The following is an 18,697-nucleotide window of genomic DNA, read 5'->3' on the forward strand; positions in this document are numbered from 1 at the left end:
AAGCAGAAAGCGAGATGTACTAACATGGAAAGAGTATTCAGAATTACGGACGAAGACGGAATCCACGCACGCCCAGCAACAGCGCTGGTTAATACAGCAAATAAATTTAGCGGTGCTGAAGCTTTCGCGGAAGCAAACGGCAAGAAAGTAACTTTGAAGTCGATTCTGGGGGTACTATCCCTGGGTCTTGAGCAAGGTGATCTTATTACGATCATTGTTGAAGGAGACAATGCCGCAGAAGCACTTCAAGCGCTCACTGATGTAATGGTCAATGAAGGGTTAGGCGAAGTGAATGCTTAATATTCAAGGGATTGCTGCATCGGCAGGTGTAGCGATTGCTCCGGTATTCAAGCTGGAGCATCCTGACTATACGGTAAAGCACCGGGGGATCGAAGATACTGCGGCTGAGATTACTCGCCTGGAAGAAGCTTTATCGAAATCGCAGCAGGAGCTTGAAGCAATTAAGGCGCGTACGCAGCAAGAGCTGGGGGAGAAGAAGGCGGAGATTTTTGAATCGCACCTGCTTATTCTGAATGATCCTGAGCTGCTTACGCCGGTACGAGATAAAATTAATACGGAGAAAGTCAGCGCGGAGTATGCGCTGAATGAAACGGCACAGCAGTTTATCTCCATGTTCGAAAATATGAAGAGCGACTATCTTCGTGAACGGGCTGCTGATATGAAAGACGTAACGAAGCGCGTGCTGACCCACTTGCTTGGATTGAACTATGTGAATCCTGCAGAGATTAGCGAGGAGGTTATCGTGGTAGCGGAAGACCTGACGCCTTCGGATACGGCGCAGCTTAACCGCAAATACGTTAAGGGCTTTACGACAAACATCGGCGGCCGTACTTCTCACTCTGCGATTATGGCTCGTTCCTTGGAAATTCCGGCTGTTGTCGGAACGAAAGACGTACTAAGTAAAGTAAGCAATGGCGACCTGCTTATTGTAGACGGGCTTGACGGTACAGTGATCGTAAACCCGTCTGCCGAAGTAGTGGAGCAATATACAGCCAAACGCGACGCTTATTTGCAACAAATCGAAGAATGGAAGAAGCTGCGTGAGGTTCCGACAGTATCCCGTGACGGGGTACACGTGGAATTAGCTGCCAATATCGGAACACCGAACGATGTTGCGGGCGTTCTTGAAAATGGCGGTGAGGGCGTAGGTCTATACCGCACCGAGTTCCTTTATATGGGGCGGACGGAGCTTCCTTCTGAAGAAGTGCAGTTCAACGCTTATAAGACGGTGCTTGAAAAAATGGAAGGCAAGCCCGTAGTTGTAAGAACGCTTGATATCGGCGGCGATAAAGAGCTGCCTTATCTGGATTTGCCAAAGGAAATGAACCCTTTCCTTGGCTTCCGAGCCGTTCGTCTCTGTCTGGAGCAGACGGATATCTTCCGCACACAGCTTCGCGCCTTGCTGCGGGCTAGCACGTACGGGAATTTGCGGATTATGTTCCCTATGATTGCTACCCTGGATGAGTTCCGCCAAGCGAAATCCTTGCTGTTGGAAGAGAAGGCTAAGCTCGTATCTGAGGGTGTAGCCGTATCGGAAGATATTCAAATTGGCATCATGGTGGAAATTCCTGCTACAGCCGTATTGGCTGATCAATTCGCTAAAGAAGTCGACTTCTTTAGTATCGGCACGAACGATCTCATTCAGTATACGATGGCTGCCGACCGGATGAACGAGCGCGTTTCATATTTGTACCAGCCTTATAACCCAGCTATTTTGCGCTTAGTAAAAATGGTTATCGACGCCGCTCACAAAGAAGGACGTTGGGCGGGAATGTGTGGCGAGATGGCAGGGGACGCTACAGCAATTCCGCTGCTGCTTGGACTTGGGCTGGATGAGTTCAGTATGAGCGCTACATCAATCCTGCCAGCCCGTTCGCAAATCGCCAAGCTTTCCAAGAGCGAGATGCAGGAACTGGCAGCAAAGGCACTTCAGCTTGGCACGGCTGAGGAAGTTGTAGAGCTTGTTAAAGGTATTAATCAGTCATAATTGTTAATCAAGTATTAAGTAAACTTTTAACTTTTCCAACATTTTTGGGTTTCATTACAGCCGGCGCATTTTGCGCCGGTTTTTTTTGTTCAATGGTCAAACGTTTGTGATGGTATCGCATCTTTCGCGGAGGGACGTTAGGATTTATACAAATTTGGGTAAAATAACAATGTGGCTAAAGTTATGCATTACATTGAGGAGGGTGTTACTTTATGACCAAGAGTACGAATCAACAGACCCAGTACTTAGATGTGGCAAAAAGAACTGAGTTTACCCGCTCTTCACTAAATCAATTGAGAAAATCGGGGCATATCCCCGCAAGTGTGTATGGAGGAGGAACGGAAGCCCAGTCCGTTTACGTAGAGGAGAAGCAACTTGTCAAAGTGGCTCGTACGGGACGTAGCGAGTTTTTTGACTTGCGGATTGACGGTGGCCAGGGTATTCCGGTTTTGATAAAAGAGCTGCACCACCGGAGTGGAAAAGTCATTCATGTTGATTTCCAGAAGGTTTCAAAGAACAAACCGGTTCGCGTAAAAGTGCCGCTTATTTATAATGGGACGCCGGAGGGGGCCAAGATTGGCGGAATATTGCAGGTGCAAACAACGGAGGTGGAAATAGAAGGTTTGCCCGACTTGCTTCCGAATGGGTTGGAAGTGGATGTGACGTCGTTGGGATCCGGCGACAAACTGGTTGCAGGCGACATCAAACTGTCCGAAGGGATAACATTAGTCGGCGGAGAAGATGAACTGCTGGCTTCCGTCGTACTGCCACGAATGGCAGGAGCAGAGAACGACACGGACGCTGACTCTGCTGCGGAGCCGGAAGGGGATGAAGGAGTGGGAGGCAAGGAATAAGTTAGCTGGAAATGGTGAAAGGAAGACGGTCTAGTGGATCGTCTTTTTTTGTGCTATAGGCATGAGTAGATATTGCTAGTATAATATATTCATTAAATGTATTATAATTCCATTAATAGATATTATAAAACATTCCTTTGTAACTAGCTTAGTTACTCAACTTTCGCAGAGCGAAAATCGGCTTACTTGCTTGATGTGATTAGATAAACCCTGATTAGAATATGGATGTTGCAATAATAGAAAAACACCGCTTCATTTGGTAAAGTGAGAGTGTCGAATCAATCACTACCATACAGAAGAGGTGTCCTCTACATGATAGAGCAAAGCATATTACAAAATCAACTTCCAAATGAAATTAAACCCGCTTTTAAAGAGCTGAAAGTATTGCAACATTTAAGAACAGCTGGATTTAAAAAGAGATTTGGTTATACCTGTTCGTTTTTATTCCAGCTTGTCTTTGTCCTTTTGTTTCACCACAAAAACTGGTTCCGCCTGTTGGAAAGCGAGAAAGGTGATACGTTTCCTGGGAAGGATGCGATCTATCGATTCCTGAATCACAGCGGCTATGCATGGCGCAAATTTCTGTCATTGCTTAGTTCCTCCACTATCGATAAAATTCGCCCACTGACAGGTGAAGATCGCATGTCTGCATTTGTTGTTGACGACTCCATGTTTGAGCGCAATCGTAGCAAGAAGGTTGAACTGCTTTCTCGATTTAAAGATCATGCAACGGGTTCCTTTTATAAAGGATTTCGGATGCTTACGCTAGGCTGGTCGGATGGTCATACGTTTATTCCCGTTGACTTCTCCTTGCTAGCTTCGATGAAATCGCAAATAAATGGGATCATGCAAGGGATCGACAAGAGAACGTCTGGCTACAAGCGTCGGGTCGAAGCTTTGCTTCCTGCTCCTGAAATTATTCCATCGATGATTGATCGTGCGCTTTCCGCTGGTGTGCAGGCTTCATACGTGCTAATGGATAGTTGGTTCACACATGCTCCATTAATCCAAGCCATCGTTGATCGAGGCCTAGATGTGATCGGCATGGTCAAAGCGGATAAGAAGCGTTATCTTGTTGACGAACGCCGATTATCTTTGCAAGAACTTTATTATGAAGCCATCCCTGTTCAAGGAAAAAACAAGGGAATCTTACGCTCTATCCGTACCGAGTTGTCTCCAGGGATTCCAGTCATGATGGTTTTCGTGCGTCACCGCTCAAAAAAGAAAGAATGGCTTGCCATTCTATGCACCGACCTAACGATTTCGGAAGAAAAAATGATTCAGATATACGGCATTCGCTGGGATATCGAAGTCTTCTTTAAGTGTGCCAAATCCTTACTGCGCCTACAAAAAGAGTTTCAAGGACGCTCATATGATCTCCTTATCAGCCATACCACGATTGTTTTTTCACGGTATATTTTGCTAGCGTGGCAACACCGACAAAGTACCGACAACCGTACGCTTGGTGGCTTGTTTTATTTGCTATGTGATGAAGTAGGTCAGCTAGATTGGGCTGTAGCCTTAAAACAACTGATTGAATTAATCGAAGATATCTCCAAGAAAGCCAGTAAGAAGATCACAACACTCATTCAAACACAACTACAGCAATGGATCGCTGGCTTGCCCAGTTACATCAAGGCTTATTTGCCGATTTCAAGCTGCGAAAGTTGAGTTAGTTACTACTGTATAATGTGATTATGCAAATTCTAAGAAAGTGGGGATGACATGCCACCGAAGAAGAAGAGTCCTGCGTTGGCACAGCGCCAAGCGGAACAAACGAAGCAAAAGCAGAAACAGAAGACAAGACAGATTATATGGTTTTCCACGATTGGCATATTGCTGGCGCTTTGCATTATCGTGCTAGCGATTCCTACGAAGCCTTCAAACGAGGTGACAGCAGAGGCGGCTTTCGATTATGCCAGCCTTCCGGTGCTTGGAGATCCGAATGCTCCGATCAAGATCGTAGAATTCGGAGACTATAAGTGCCCGGCATGCAGTATATTCAGTGAGCACGTCAAGCCGAAAATCCAAAGCGATTATATAGATCAGGGCAAGGCGGCCTTTTATTTCATGAACTTCCCGTTTCTCAGCTCTGATTCAGATACGGCTGCTTTAGCCGCGCAAGCTGTGTATCACCAAAGCAATGAGGCATTCTGGAACTATTTCGACGCTTTATACAAGAATCAAGGGCCAGAAAGCGAACAATGGGCTACGGTTGATTTTTTAGTGGAGCTGGCTGAGAAGGAAAATATCGGCATCGATTACGAATTGCTCCGTAAGGATATTGAGGAGAAGACATACCAGAAAGAAGTGGACGAGCATAAAAACATGGCTAACCAGCTTAGAATTGGGGGGACGCCGTCCCTATTCGTCAACGGAAAGCTTTATCAAGGTCATTATGAAGACTATGCCGCGATCAAGGAGCTCATCGAAAACGAATTAAAGGGTGAATAAGGATGGCGCAAGGATCAGTGCGTTCTTTTTTTAGAGAATATGGCATCTATCTTGCTTGGCTTGTATCTATGGTGGCCACTGCCGGGAGTTTGTATTTAAGTGAAGTGCTGTATTACGAACCCTGCAAGCTTTGTTGGTTTCAGCGGATATTTATGTATCCCCTGGTCCTTCTGCTTGGTATGGCGGCATTTCGTAATGACCGCAGAATTCTCGTTTATGCGCTTCCGCTCAGCATCATAGGAGGATCCATCTCTGCCTACCATTACGCTCAGCAAAAGATTCCCGGCTTGGCTAAGATTTTGCCATGCAAAGTAGGGATACCTTGCAATATTGACTATTTGAATTGGTGGGGATTTGTGACGATACCTTTTATGGCTCTAATTGCATTTATATTAATTAATGTAAGTCTCTTTCTAGCTAGAGCGTCGTCAATTCAAGAATAATATTTTAGATGCCCTCGGCCATTGAAATGGTTGAGGTTTTTTATTGGCGGACGGCACGGAGCGCTTGTTAATGGGTATAATTTGTAAGGAAATGGAAAATGCAACAATTTAGGCGTATGAAGCGTTATTATAGGTGGAGGTGCATGATGAATAAGAGTAGAAGAATGATGATGACGTTATTCACAGCAGTGCTACTTATACTGTCTTTGTCGCTGACAGCCTGCAGTAAAACGGATAGCCCGTCGAATTCGGTTAACGGAAACAATCAAATACAGCATGGAGTAAACCCTCCTGATGTATCGGTGCAAGACGAGGAAACTAAACAGGGGACGGGGAAAATTGTTGGTCTAATGGATAGTCACTCGGTGGAAATAGAAGTGGACGGCGACCCGACAGCATTTCAGATGGATGCTTCGATAGCGGCTATCGCAGAGGAATTGGCTCCAAATGAGCCAGTTGAGTTTGAATACGTAGAAAAAGCTATTGAAGGCGAAGATACGCTCAAGCAGCTATTTCTCACCAAATTGGCGAAGGCTTCTCAATCGGACACCGCAGCCGGGCTGCCAGCGACCAAACTGCTGGAAGTCGAGCTTGAAGGCATGAAGGAAGAACGGAGCGCCAATTTAACAGAAGGCAACGGCTACGCGCTGTATGTGTTTGATATTTTTACATTCGATTCAAAGACAGATACTTTAAGTATGAACTATGACCCTAATTACAAGGTGAGCATTGTTAAGTTGCCTTCTGACTATAATACGGATGATCTACTGCTTGAAGCAAAGGAGCAGTTGTCGGAGATAGGTCAGGTAAAGGAAGTAGACAGCGAGATTATGCACAGATTTATGCCCGGCACCTTGGTATTTCTTCAAGCGACTAAAGAAGATCTGACCCGGCAATATATCATTAAAGAGATCGACGGACAAGGGTATGCTTTTGAATTGAACATTCCGCATGGAGAACCTGCGGAAGGCTTTGAACCGTTAGCTTATGCCTCCTTGAACTCTATTGTGACGAAATAATTGAATTTTATTTATAGCCTTAGCGAGGGTGATCTTGCTAAGGCTATTCACATTTCACTCGAATCTGTTGCAAATAGTCATTTTGTTACAGAAGCGGTTGTGACAAGTGCCTAGCCGTGCGCATATGATGCCAAAGACGATTAATTACTGGGCAAAGGAGAGAACGGCTTGAAGAAGAACAGAACTACGAAAACCAGTAGAGCGAAAAAGTCACTCTATTTTGTAGATAATCCGGATATTGATGAACTTAAGATGCTGGAGGATGACAGGCGTGAACGACGAGCCGGGCAGAAGGAAATCAAAATTCACCAATCTATCGCTCCTGTAATATCTCCTGAAAAAGATGAAGTAGACACAGGGGGTGCTTCTGCTAAGGAGTCGAAGAGCAAGGAGTGGAAGGAACAAGAAGTAACTCAGGTAGATCCCGTAGCTGTGGAGGAGCCGCCGGCCCCAAAAGTTGATTTGGAGGCGCACTTGGCGGAGAAAAAGACGCCGCTGGCAAGTGAAGGAATCGTCTATACAAGTGATTTGAGGGATGCCGCTGTTACGGGGGCAAAAATTGCACCTTATACGATCGATTCCTCGAGAATGAAATATGGTACGATCGGAACCGCTTGGTTGGCTGATTATGCCGTCCAAGGCATCAAGATTGCCGATGGGGCTGTAACCTCTTCAAAAATTGCAGCCGAGTCGATTACGGGCGAGCATTTGGTAGATGGCTCCATTGAGGGGAGAACGATTAGAAACCGCTCGATTAGCGGGGAGAAGCTCCAGGATGGGAGTATTACCTCGGATAAGTTGGCGGATAGTATTATCGGAGCTGATAAGCTGGCAGATCATTCGATTCAAAGCCGCCACTTAAGTGATTGGATTGTGACTACGGATTTGCTGCAGGATCAAGCTGTTACCTCGGATAAAATATTGAGCGGAAGCATTCAAACGATTAATTTGGCGAACGGGATCATCGATAATTCCAAGCTTGCTGAGCAAGCGGTAACCTCGTCGAAGCTTCGGGACGGTTCCATTACGGCTTCTAAACTCCAAGATGGAATTATAGAAAGTCGTCATTTAGCGGAGAATGCAATTACTGCAAGAAACTTGGCCCCCGGATTAATCGGTAAAGAGCAGCTGGCTTGCCCGAGCGTGGGAGCCAATCATTTAGAGAATAACATTATTGCTTCACAGCATATCGGCGAGAATACCGTCCAGTCTAAGCATATATCTCCAGAATCGATTGATGGGTCTCACATTCGAATGAGCAGCATCGGGGAAGAGCATATTCGTGCGGGGGAAATTAAAGGAAAACACCTTGCTGACCGCAGCATTCTTTCCTCAAAGCTGGCGGATCAATCGGTAGGCACAGCGCAAATCGTCGAGCAAGCGGTAACGTCTTCTAAAATTGCCGATCAGAGCATTCTGCCGCAAAAAATAGCAGATGAATCCGTGCTTACGAGACATCTCGCACAGGGCTCGGTTCAAAAATCACAGCTTGCCCTAGGTGCAGTTACATCCCAGCACATTGCAGTTGATTCTGTTCAGGGAGAGCATATCGCATCTCATGTGATCGATGAATGGCATATTGCGGAAGAAGCCGTAACCGGAGCTAAAATTGGCGATGGGGAAATATCGGAACGGCATCTGGCTGAGGATTCCATCTCAACCCCCCTGCTTCAGGACAGTTCCGTGACAAGTGAGAAGTTGGATAATGGAAGTGTGACCAAGGATAAAATCGCAGATGGAGCAGTGACTGATTCGGCCATTGGTATGGAAGCAATCAAATCTCGTCATCTTACTCCGGGATTAATTCAACCGTCCCATCTCTCTCCGAACATTGTGGGAGGAAACCAGTTGCAAGCTGGTGCAATAGAGGAGGAGCATATTCGTCAAGGAGCAGTATTCTCTCATCATTTGCAGGACCATGCAGTAACCTCGCTGAAATTGTCTCCTGAGAGCGTCACAAGCGATAAGATCAATGATTTGGCAGTAACCACATCGAAGCTTGCAGAGGGAAGTATAGTCTCTGCGAAGATAGCGACTGCAGCAATTTTGACTCAGCATTTATCTCCTGGAGCCGTCCAAAGCGATTCTTTGGGTGCCGGGGCGGTATTGTCAGAGCATCTTGCCAATGAATCTGTTACAGACAGACATCTTGTCACAGGTGTATTGAAACCTCATCATTTCTCGGATGGCTCTGTATCGGAACGGATACTTGAAGAAGGTGCTGTCTCCGCATCCAAGCTAAGAGAGGGCGCTGTTCAGTCAACTCACTTAACTAAGGGAGTTATTGAAGGGGAGCATCTCGGCAATGAGGTTATAGAATCGCGTCATGTGTCACCTTTGGCAATTACGGCAGCTCATCTATCTCCAGAATTGCATCGTGATGGACTCCTTCCGGAAGAGGGCGTAAGCGGCAAACAATTGCAGGCCAGCTCGATCAGTCGAGATCATCTGCAGCCGGGGGCAGTTGATAACATTGTGCTGCAGCACGGAGCTGTCGGCTCACTGCATTTGCAGCCTCAATCCGTACAGAGCCAACATATAAGTCAGGAATCAGTAACAAGCGTGCATTTGAACGATAGTATTGTGGAATCTCGTCACTTGTCCGAAGGGGCCGTAGGTGCACGGCATATTGCTGATGGAGAGGTCGATTCGCGTCATATTCGGTTGCAGGCTGTGCAGGTCGGGCATTTGTCTGCCGAATTGCAGCAGGATGGTCTTCTACCTAAAGGTGGAATTTCCGGTGCCGCCATTATGCCTGAGGCCATCGGACGTACTCATTTACAAGCAGGAGCAATCGCTGGAGAGCAGCTACAAAGCGAATCCGTCGGCTCCCCCCACTTGCAACCAAATTCTGTGCAGAGCCGGCATCTGACGCAAAAATCCGTGACAAGCGAACATTTAGCTGATGGAGCAATTCAGGGGCAACATCTGTTAAGGGGAGCGGTAAATGGAGGTCATCTCGCCGAAGCATCGCTGGAATCCCGGCACATTCAGTCTCAAGCGGTGCAAGCAGAGCATTTATCCGCTGAGTTGCAGCGGGAAGGATTGCTGCCAGAGAAAGGTATTGTAAGCAGTGATATCGTACCGGGAGCGATTACTCGGGTGCATCTTCAGGATGGATCGGTGGACAGTGATGTATTGCAAAGAGAATCCGTCGGTCCATCTAAGTTGCAACCCCGGTCGATACAGCGCCATCATTTGAGCGATGAATCGATCATTAGCCAGCATTTGTCGGAGTCTGTGATTCAATCACATCATCTGACAGAAGGGATTATAGATGGCAGTCATGTTACGGAGAGGGCGCTTGATTCCCATCATATTCGGCCTTTGGCGATTCAAGTAGAACACTTGTCAGTGGATTTGCAACGGGAAGGATTGCTTCCGGAGAGAGGGATTATTGGGAGCGATGTGACAGCAGGCGCAATCCATCGTACTCACTTGCAAGCGGGGATTGTGGATGGTGAAGTTCTTCAGGAAGAATCTGTGAATTCATCGCATTTACAGGCGGGTTCTGTGCATAGTTACCATTTAGTGGATGAATCGATACAATACCATCATCTAGCCGCAGGGATCGTAGAATCTCGTCATTTATCCAAGGGGAGTGTAGAAGGCGAACATATTGTGGAGTCATCTCTCGATTCCCGTCATATTCGTCCTCTAGCGGTTAAGCTAGAGCATTTATCAGCGGACTTGCAGCGGGAAGGATTGCTTCCGGAGAGAGGGATTATTGGGAGCGATGTGACAGCAGGCGCAATCCATCGTACTCACTTGCAGGCGGGGATTGTGGATGGTGAAGTACTTCAGGAAGAATCCGTGAATGCATCGCATTTACAGGCGGGTTCTGTACAAAGCTACCATTTGGTGGATGAGTCGGTTCAAAGTCAGCATTTATCTCCTGGTATCGTCGAATCCGAGCATTTATCGGAATGCAGCGTGAATGCACACCATATTTCAGATGCTTCGGTTGATACCCGTCATATTCGTCCTCAAGCAGTGCAGGTGAAGCATTTATCTATTGATTTGCAGCGTAATGGTTTGCTTCCCGAGAGAGGGATTATTGGAAGTGATGTGGTAGCTGGTGCAATAGGCCGTACTCATTTGCAGGCTGGTGCAGTAGATGGCGAAGTACTCCAGGAAAAGTCTGTGGACTCCTCGCATTTGCAAATTGGCGCGATCCAGAATTATCATGTGGCGGATGAGTCGATCCAAAGCCAGCATTTGTCGGCAGGGCTTGTAGAATCCCGCCATCTCTCCCAGGGAAGTGTGTCAGGTATTCATATAGCCAAGGACGCGGTAGAATCGGGACATATTCAGCCGGAATCTGTGCAGCTAGAGCATTTGTCAGCGGATCTTCGCCGGGATGGTCTGCTGCCAGTGGGTGGTTTGGCTGGAAATGCCCTGGCGGCTGAATCGATAAGCCGTACTCATTTGCAGGCTGGTGCAGTAGATGGCGAAGTACTGCAGGAAAAGTCTGTGGATTCCTCGCATTTGCAAATTGGTGCGATCCAGAATTATCATGTGGCGGATGAGTCGATCCAAAGCCAGCATTTGTCGGCAGGGCTTGTAGAATCCCGCCATCTCTCCCAGGGAAGTGTGTCAGGTATTCATATAGCCGAGGACGCGGTAGAATCGGGACATATTCAGCCGGAATCTGTGCAGCTAGAGCATTTGTCAGCGGATCTTCGCCGGGATGGCCTGCTGCCAGTGGGTGGTTTGGCTGGAAATGCCCTGGCGGCTGAATCGATAAGCCGTACTCATTTGCAGGCTGGTGCAGTAGATGGTGAAGTACTCCAGGAAAAGTCTGTGGATTCCTCGCATTTGCAAATTGGCGCGATCCAGAATTATCATGTGGCGGATGAGTCGATCCAAAGCCAGCATTTGTCGGCAGGGCTTGTAGAATCCCGCCATCTCTCCCAGGGAAGTGTGTCAGGTATTCATATAGCCGAGGACGCGGTAGAATCGGGACATATTCAGCCGGAATCTGTGCAGCTAGAGCATTTGTCAGCGGATCTTCGCCGGGATGGTCTGCTGCCAGTGGGTGGTTTGGCTGGAAATGCCCTGGCGGCTGAATCGATAAGCCGTACTCATTTGCAGGCTGGTGCAGTAGATGGCGAAGTACTGCAGGAAAAGTCTGTGGATTCCTCGCATTTGCAAATTGGTGCGATCCAGAATTATCATGTGGCGGATGAGTCGATCCAAAGCCAGCATTTATCGGCAGGTTCTGTTCAAAGCCAGCATATTCAGCGGGGCTCTGTTCAACTGGAGCATCTAGCAGTGACGCCAACACTGTCCATTCAGGGTCAGCCAACGATACAGCAGTTCGGGATGGCAGCATTTCTTCTCCAAAACCATGAAGAGTCGACAGAAGTGTTGATTATGTTCGACGAGCCGTTTGCCCATGCCCATTATGTAATTGTGGCGATGTCCAATCATCCTGGATATTATGCTACATTGAAATCACAATCACCTGAGTCTGCCATTCTTGAAATTTCAAGAATGAAGAATAATTCTAAAAATTATGGATTTATAACATGGATTGCTGTAGGCAGTATAAATTAATCCGCTGAAACGAAAAAAACGGTGTTGAGATCGATACTATGGTATACGAGAGACATCTCCCTTTATTTAGAAATTGTAGCTTGTAAATCAATTTCTTATAGAGGGAGGATGTCTTTTTTATTGCAATTTCTGAAATAAGAGATGATGTATGGCTGGGTTTAATATATAATGCGTATCAACAGTTGTAACAAGCTGTATATATTCAGACTGTTGAAAAAGCCCCTATCTAGATCACATTACCGCATTAATTTGGTATAATATAGGTAATATATTGAAAGTGTGGTGCGCGAGTTGCCTAACATCCGACAAGATAGAAATCAAATTGAATTGGTTAGTATAGATATGCTTGTACCAAAAGATCATTTACTACGAATCATTGATGAAAACGTAGATTTTTCATTTATTACCGAGATGACTCGCCCCTACTATCACGGCACATTAGGGAGGCCTCCAATTCACCCGATTCGCCTTTTCAAAATGATGCTGATTGGTTATTTATATGGCATTCACTCCGAAAGGCAATTAGAGCAAGAAATTAAAACGGACGTAGCCTACCGCTGGTTCCTTGGTCTAGGCTTAACGGATCCTGTGCCGGATCACTCGACGATTAGTTACAACCGTAATGTGCGATTCAAAGGATCTACCATTTTTCAAGACATTTTTGACGAAGTAGTCCGTTTGGCCATCCGTCATAACATGGTAGGGGGACGTGTTCTCATTACTGATTCAACGCACATCCAAGCTAACGCGAATAAAAATCGTTCATCGATGCAAGTTGTGACGGAAACGCCCCTTGAATATTTAAAAGAATTGGAGACAGCTGTTAATCAAGAACGAGAGCGTCATGGAAAAAAGCCGCTGCCGCCCGTGAAAAACGAAACGATTGAAAAAAAACTGCGAGTGAGTAACACCGATCCAGAAAGTGGCTTTATGAAGCGTAAAGGTAAACCCGAAGGGTTTTATTATTTGGATCATCGTACAGTCGATCACAAATTCAATCTCATTACGGATGTCCATGTTACCCCTGGAAATGTGAATGACTCAACCGTTTATATAGAAAGACTTCAAAGACAGATCGATACATTTGACTTTCACAATACGTTAGAAGCTGTTGCTTTGGATTCAGGATATATGACGCCCTACATATGCAAAAAAACAAGCGAGATGGGTATTTTCAGTGTCATCGCTACTCGTAATGCCCCTACAGCAGAGGGGACTATACCCAAAGAAGAGTTTTCCTATGACCCGCAACAAGACGCTTATATATGTCCCAATGGATCTAAGCTGACTTACCACACAACTAATCGCAATGGATACAAAGAATATATGTCCAACCCTGACTTATGTGGCCAATGCCCATTATTGGATAGCTGTACATCAAGCAAAAATCGTAAACGTAAAATTCAGCGGCATGTTTGGGAAGGGTTTAAAGAGCGAGTAGAAGCGAATTACCGTAGCTCTTCAGGACAGATCTTGTATAAGCTCCGTTGTAAAACAGTTGAGCGAAGCTTCGCGGATGCCAAAGTGCTCCATGGGCTTCGCATTTCCCGTTTGCGTGGCCGGGAAAAAGTGCAGGAACAAGCACTGATGACTGCCATAGTGCAGAACATTAAGAAAATAGCAAGGCACCTAGCCAAGCTTTTTTCTCGTACAAACGGGAACTCACCTTATATTTTAATCCTTTCGATTCTGGATTTCCGTGGAAAGTATGTTTTCTTGCATAGAAAATCAATTACTTCAACAGTCTGATATATTCCATTTATTGTAGGCCGAAGTTAGGACTAGTCATGGAATAGGAGTTGAGGAGAAATGAGCAGCCAACAGCAATTTTTCACGATCACAGCTTCAAGCATATATTATATTCAGGCGGAGATGAGCATGCCGATTCGGCATGCCTGGAAAATGATTTCCAGGGATCATAGCAATGTGTTCGGCGAGCTACCTTTACAGGGGGAGGATGCTGCAGTGGTCGTCCGCTACGCAGAGCCTGGGGATGGATGTCCTGAGTGGCCAGAAGCGTTCTGCTTGCGCTTTAACGGCAGGGTTACAGGCCAACAGCCTACTTTGCATATAGTAGGCAGGGATGAACTGGGGATTGTTTATGGGCTGCTTTATTACAGCCGTACTATACTAGGCGTCGATCCATTCTGGTATTGGGCAGAATTGCGGCCTGCCAAACGGGAGTTGATTACTCTGCCTGCAGTTGACTATGTTTCCGTGCAGCCAAAGGTGAGATATCGCGGTTGGTTTGTCAACGATGAGGTGTGCTTGATTGGATGGAAGGAGGAATATCCACCGACGGAGGAAGTGTGGCAGCCGGTGTTCGAAGCGCTGCTGCGCTGCGGAGGCAATATGGTCATTCCAGGTACCGATCTTCCCAGATCAGGCATTCATCACAAGCTTGCCACAGAAATGGGGCTGTGGGTAACCCATCATCATGCCGAGCCGCTAGGAGCGGAGATGTTCCTGCGAGCCTATCCCGGCAAGCAGGCAAGCTATAGCGAGCATCCGAATTTGTTTGAGAGGTTATGGCGGGATGCTATTGAAAAGCAGCAGCATGATCGGATTGTATGGGTGTTATCCTTCCGTGGTCAAGGGGATAAGCCGTTTTGGGAGGATGATCCGGCTTTCGATACGCCGGCTAAACGTGGCGCATTGATTACATCCGTCGTAGCAAAGCAGTATGACATGGTTCGGGAATATGTTGCAGATCCGGTATGCTGTATGGCGATGTATGGGGAGATTGCTGAGCTATATAAGGCGGGGCATATTGAGGTGCCTGAAGACATCATAAAGATTTGGGCGGACAACGGCTACGGTAAAATGGTCTCGCGCCGTCACGGGAATTTAAACTTGCGTGTACGGGCATTGCCTAATCGGGAGGACAAGGGCAAGCATGGCGTTTACTACCATGTAACCTTCCATGATTTACAGGCCTCTAACCATTTGACGATGTTTCCCGGTCGTCCCGAGTTTATTGCGCAGGAGCTGCAAAAGTCTTTTCACTGCGGGGCATCAGAATATTTGTTGGTGAATTGCGGAAATATATTGCCTCACTTGTATACACTGGACTTGACTGCCCAGCTATGGCAGGCCGGAATGACTGACGTGGAAAAGCATCTGTATAAGTTTATCGGGAGGCAGTATAGCTTTCAGCAGGCTCAAATTGCTGAATTGTATCGCCAATATGCTGACTGCACTATTGCCTATGGGCCAAACGAGGATGATCGTGCCGGAGACGAATTCTACCATCATCCGGCACGGCAAATTATGGGGCATTGGCTGCAAGGCAGGTCGGATTCAGATCATCGCCTTATTTGGGCTGCGGGTGAGCGGCCTTTTGTCGAGCAGGTTCGCTGGTTTAAGGAAAAGGCAGCAGCGGCTGAAACGGGCTGGGCTCGGCTTCGTGAACAGGGTGTGGTAGTTACAAAGCTGCTATCTGAGGAAGAGGGCAAGAGACTGCAGGTGCAATTACTTGTACAAATTGAGCTGCATCTCAGTGGCTGCCGGGGGTTGATTGCGATCTGTAGGGCCTATGAGGCTTATTTAGCTGGGCTGTACCCGCAAGCCTTCGTCCATGCTTCCCAGGCGGTGTGGAGCTATACGAACGGTCTTCACGCTTTGCGTGAAGCTGAGCAAGGCCAATGGGCGCATTTCTACCGGGCAGATTGGCTTACGAATATTGCAAACACAATCGAGCATGCCGATACGGTGCGTAAATATTTGCGGATACTAGGCGACAGTCCGGATATGTTCCTGTGGTACAAGGAATACTTGATGCCGGAAACAGAGAAGTATATTTATTTGGAGAATACACATCGCAATCCGCTGACGGATGATGAATTAGCACGCCGTTTGGAGAAGAAATTTGCCTCCCTAGTAGATGGGCTTGAAGTGAGTTGGAAATAAACCGATATTATTCTAAGTATAGGGCTTGTCATCATATAAAGAAGCCAATCGGCAGTCCGGTTGGTTTTTTTTATTAAAAGGCTATTGAGGTCTTTTTAAAAGGTGGATAGTGGTCAGTAACTATAGATTATTTACTAAAAGGCAGGTATACTTTTTTAGTAACACTAATTTTTGAGTAATGATATCCGATTAGCATTGGTTCTTAGCTGGATTGGAGAAGGAGCGGTGAAGGCTGATGAAAAAACCGACAATCGAAGATGTAGCTAAAAGAGCAGGGGTTTCAAAAAGTACAGTTTCTCAATATTTGAATGAACGATATCAGTACATGAGCGAGAATACAAGACGGCGGATCAGCGAAGTTATCGAAGACTTGCAGTACCAGCCTAACGGGCTTGCACGAAGTCTGAAGCAGAATCGAACCTTCATGGTTGGCATTATTGTGGCGAACATCGACTATTCTCTTTCAATTAAATGCATACGTGCGATTGAAAATGAACTGCAGCAGCATAAGACGCAGGTAATTATTTGCAATGCTGATGAAAGTCCCGAAAAAGAGCGGGAGTATATCGAGATGCTGGCGGCGCGCCAGGTTGATGGTTTGATTGTATTCCCAACCGGCAATGAAAATAGTTCATATAACAGAGTTATGGAAATGAAGCTGCCGCTTGTATTTCTGGATCGCCTTGTCGATGGAGTGTCGACGCAAAGCCTGCTGCTCGATAATGAAGCTGCGGTGAAAATTGCGATACAGGAAATGGCGAGCAGGGGCCATGAGCGTATTGCGATGCTATCACTTCCGCTGAGCGAGTATGTCATCACACCGCGCAAGGAACGGGTCAGCGGATATAAAAAAGCGATGGAGGAACTCGGGCTTCCGGTCGATGAATCTTACATTTGCCACGCGCCAAAGGATGAAATAGCCGGCGTTATGAGAAGATTGCTATTATTGCCGCAGCCGCCTACAGCGCTGCTGGCAGGCAATGATATCGTACTGGCAGAAATATTGAAATTTGCCAATCAGACTGGCCTGCGGATTCCGGATCAGCTGTCAATAATCGGCATCGATGATGCTGAGTTTGCGCATATTTATAATCCGGTCATCACGACGATATCGCAGCCTGCTTATGACATGGGGACGCAGGCGGCGAGGATTTTGCTTGCTTCAATTGAGCAGAAAGGGACGGAGCTGCCGATTACCTATCGTTTTCCGCCTGTTTTGCAGCAAGGACAATCTGTACAAAATATACACCATTAACCCCAAAAGAACATGCTTCGCTTATATCGGCGAAGCATGTTCTTTCGTTTGTGGCAGAAGTGCTTATCATTCTAAATGTATCCTTGCATCTGGATTAGCGGTTCATAAACTTATGCAGTTTGTCCCGATCGGGCAGACCGTCCATATCTCCCGGGGACATGATATTGATGGCACCGATCGCATTGCCGCGTCGGACAGCCTCCTTGAGAGGCAACTGCTCTAGCAATCCGCTGATGACTCCGACAGCAAAGCCGTCTCCAGCCCCAACTGTATCCACGACTTCCTCGACCTTAAAGCCCTCAGCATACCCCTCTTGATCGGCTGTTTTAAAATAAGCACCCTCCGGCCCGAGCTTGATCACGACGAGCGAAACGCCGCGCTCAAGGTAAAAATCGGCGATATCCTCGGGCTTGTCATGGCCTGTAAGCTGTTTGCCTTCGCTAATGCCTGGAAATACCCAATTGGAGCGGGCAGCAAGACCGTTAATGGCTTGAACCATCGTTTCAGTATCTGGCCATAGAGAAGGGCGCAGGTTTGGATCGAAGGATACAGTCTTTCCCTTGGATCTCATGAAATCGATGGCATGCATGGCGAATTCATGGCAGGATTTAGATACGGCTGGGAAGATGCCCGTCACATGCATATGCTTGGCCGAAGCGAAGTAATCGTTATCAAAATCAGCCAAGTTCAGTGTGGATGCTGCTGAATTTTTACGGAAATATTCTACAACCGGGTCACCCGTCAGCACTTTGGATTTGACCAGCATGCCTGTTCTATGTTCATTTGTAAATTTTACGTTCGAAGTGTCGATGTTTTCTTGGTTTAAAGTTTCGGTAATAAAACGGCCGAAGTTATCTTCTCCGAGCTTGGTGACAAGACCGACAGAATGTCCCAAACGGGATAAACCAACGGATACATTGCATTCCGCTCCGGCCATTGCCTTGGAGAAAGAAAGCGCTTTATGCAATTCCCCAGGTTCATTAGCATAAAACATGGCCATCGGTTCACCGAAAGTGACTACGTCCAGCTTTTTGTTCATGTGTGCTTCCTCCTATACCTTTTTAAGTTGATTGTTTATGCTGCTATCCAGAATGAATGCTTTATCTTGAAATTAACACATAAATCGGTTTTGTACAATAAAGGAATTGATGATTTATCATTTGACACATAAAATCCTTAAGTGAATGCGTAATTTA

At 46.6% G+C, this 18,697-nt stretch carries 11 protein-coding genes and 1 pseudogene; 11 read left to right on the forward strand and 1 reads right to left on the reverse strand.

The window, feature by feature from the left end; translation table 11 throughout:
- The first annotated feature begins 24 nt into the window (after positions 1-24).
- The 11 genes and pseudogenes from EIM92_RS10895 to EIM92_RS10945 all read left to right on the forward strand — a co-directional run bounded on the left by EIM92_RS10895 (position 25) and on the right by EIM92_RS10945 (position 17,501).
- Entirely contained in the window at positions 25-300 is a 276-nt protein-coding gene (locus tag EIM92_RS10895) for an HPr family phosphocarrier protein (protein ID WP_110931842.1), read from the forward strand.
- Positions 293-2,008, forward strand: coding sequence for a phosphoenolpyruvate--protein phosphotransferase (gene ptsP, locus EIM92_RS10900; protein ID WP_125082648.1), 1,716 nt, complete (start codon positions 293-295; stop codon positions 2,006-2,008). The genes EIM92_RS10895 and ptsP overlap by 8 nt, the downstream gene beginning before the upstream one ends.
- Before the next feature lie 212 nt (positions 2,009-2,220).
- The gene (locus EIM92_RS10905) at positions 2,221-2,862 is read left to right on the forward strand and encodes a 50S ribosomal protein L25 (RefSeq protein WP_125082649.1); all 642 of its coding nucleotides are present in this window, start codon (positions 2,221-2,223) and stop codon (positions 2,860-2,862) included.
- Between the two features lie 312 nt (positions 2,863-3,174).
- On the forward strand, positions 3,175-4,533 hold the full coding sequence (locus EIM92_RS10910; protein ID WP_125081064.1) for an IS4 family transposase: 1,359 nt from the start codon (positions 3,175-3,177) through the stop codon (positions 4,531-4,533).
- 54 nt (positions 4,534-4,587) lie between these two features.
- On the forward strand, positions 4,588-5,316 hold the full coding sequence (locus EIM92_RS10915; RefSeq protein ID WP_125082650.1) for a DsbA family protein: 729 nt from the start codon (positions 4,588-4,590) through the stop codon (positions 5,314-5,316).
- 2 nt (positions 5,317-5,318) lie between these two features.
- On the forward strand, positions 5,319-5,759 hold the full coding sequence (locus EIM92_RS10920) for a disulfide oxidoreductase (protein WP_125082651.1): 441 nt from the start codon (positions 5,319-5,321) through the stop codon (positions 5,757-5,759).
- Positions 5,760-5,902: 143 nt separating this feature from the next.
- Positions 5,903-6,778 (forward strand): DUF8580 domain-containing lipoprotein, encoded by an 876-nt coding sequence (locus EIM92_RS10925; protein WP_125082652.1) that lies wholly within the window; start codon positions 5,903-5,905, stop codon positions 6,776-6,778.
- A gap of 168 nt (positions 6,779-6,946) precedes the next feature.
- A complete protein-coding gene (locus EIM92_RS10930; protein ID WP_125082653.1) occupies positions 6,947-12,337 on the forward strand; it encodes a WIAG-tail domain in 5,391 nt (1,796 codons plus the stop codon).
- A 291-nt stretch (positions 12,338-12,628) separates the two neighbouring features.
- Positions 12,629-13,975, forward strand: a pseudogene (locus EIM92_RS10935) (IS1182 family transposase); the annotation flags it as partial.
- A 171-nt stretch (positions 13,976-14,146) separates the two neighbouring features.
- Positions 14,147-16,246, forward strand: a complete 2,100-nt coding sequence (locus EIM92_RS10940; RefSeq protein ID WP_125082654.1) for a glycosyl hydrolase 115 family protein — start codon at positions 14,147-14,149, stop codon at positions 16,244-16,246.
- Between the two features lie 235 nt (positions 16,247-16,481).
- Complete coding sequence (locus EIM92_RS10945) at positions 16,482-17,501, forward strand: LacI family DNA-binding transcriptional regulator (protein ID WP_125082655.1); 1,020 nt, start codon at positions 16,482-16,484, stop codon at positions 17,499-17,501.
- A gap of 94 nt (positions 17,502-17,595) precedes the next feature.
- Here EIM92_RS10945 and EIM92_RS10950 read toward each other — a convergent pair whose 3' ends face one another.
- Positions 17,596-18,540 (reverse strand): sugar kinase, encoded by a 945-nt coding sequence (locus tag EIM92_RS10950; RefSeq protein ID WP_125082656.1) that lies wholly within the window; start codon positions 18,538-18,540, stop codon positions 17,596-17,598.
- Positions 18,541-18,697: the final 157 nt, after the last annotated feature.

Source organism: Paenibacillus lentus (genome assembly GCF_003931855.1).
Taxonomy (GTDB): Bacteria; Bacillota; Bacilli; order Paenibacillales; family Paenibacillaceae; genus Fontibacillus; species Fontibacillus lentus.

Coding starts and splice junctions, on each gene's coding strand:
- EIM92_RS10905 (WP_125082649.1), top strand. CDS start 2,221: ATGACCAAGAGTACGAATCAACAGACCCAGTACTTAGATGTGGCAAAA.
- EIM92_RS10945 (WP_125082655.1), top strand. CDS start 16,482: ATGAAAAAACCGACAATCGAAGATGTAGCTAAAAGAGCAGGGGTTTCA.
- EIM92_RS10895 (WP_110931842.1), top strand. CDS start 25: ATGGAAAGAGTATTCAGAATTACGGACGAAGACGGAATCCACGCACGC.
- ptsP (WP_125082648.1), top strand. CDS start 293: ATGCTTAATATTCAAGGGATTGCTGCATCGGCAGGTGTAGCGATTGCT.
- EIM92_RS10915 (WP_125082650.1), top strand. CDS start 4,588: ATGCCACCGAAGAAGAAGAGTCCTGCGTTGGCACAGCGCCAAGCGGAA.
- EIM92_RS10910 (WP_125081064.1), top strand. CDS start 3,175: ATGATAGAGCAAAGCATATTACAAAATCAACTTCCAAATGAAATTAAA.
- EIM92_RS10920 (WP_125082651.1), top strand. CDS start 5,319: ATGGCGCAAGGATCAGTGCGTTCTTTTTTTAGAGAATATGGCATCTAT.
- EIM92_RS10925 (WP_125082652.1), top strand. CDS start 5,903: ATGATGAATAAGAGTAGAAGAATGATGATGACGTTATTCACAGCAGTG.
- EIM92_RS10950 (WP_125082656.1), bottom strand. CDS start 18,540: ATGAACAAAAAGCTGGACGTAGTCACTTTCGGTGAACCGATGGCCATG.
- EIM92_RS10940 (WP_125082654.1), top strand. CDS start 14,147: ATGAGCAGCCAACAGCAATTTTTCACGATCACAGCTTCAAGCATATAT.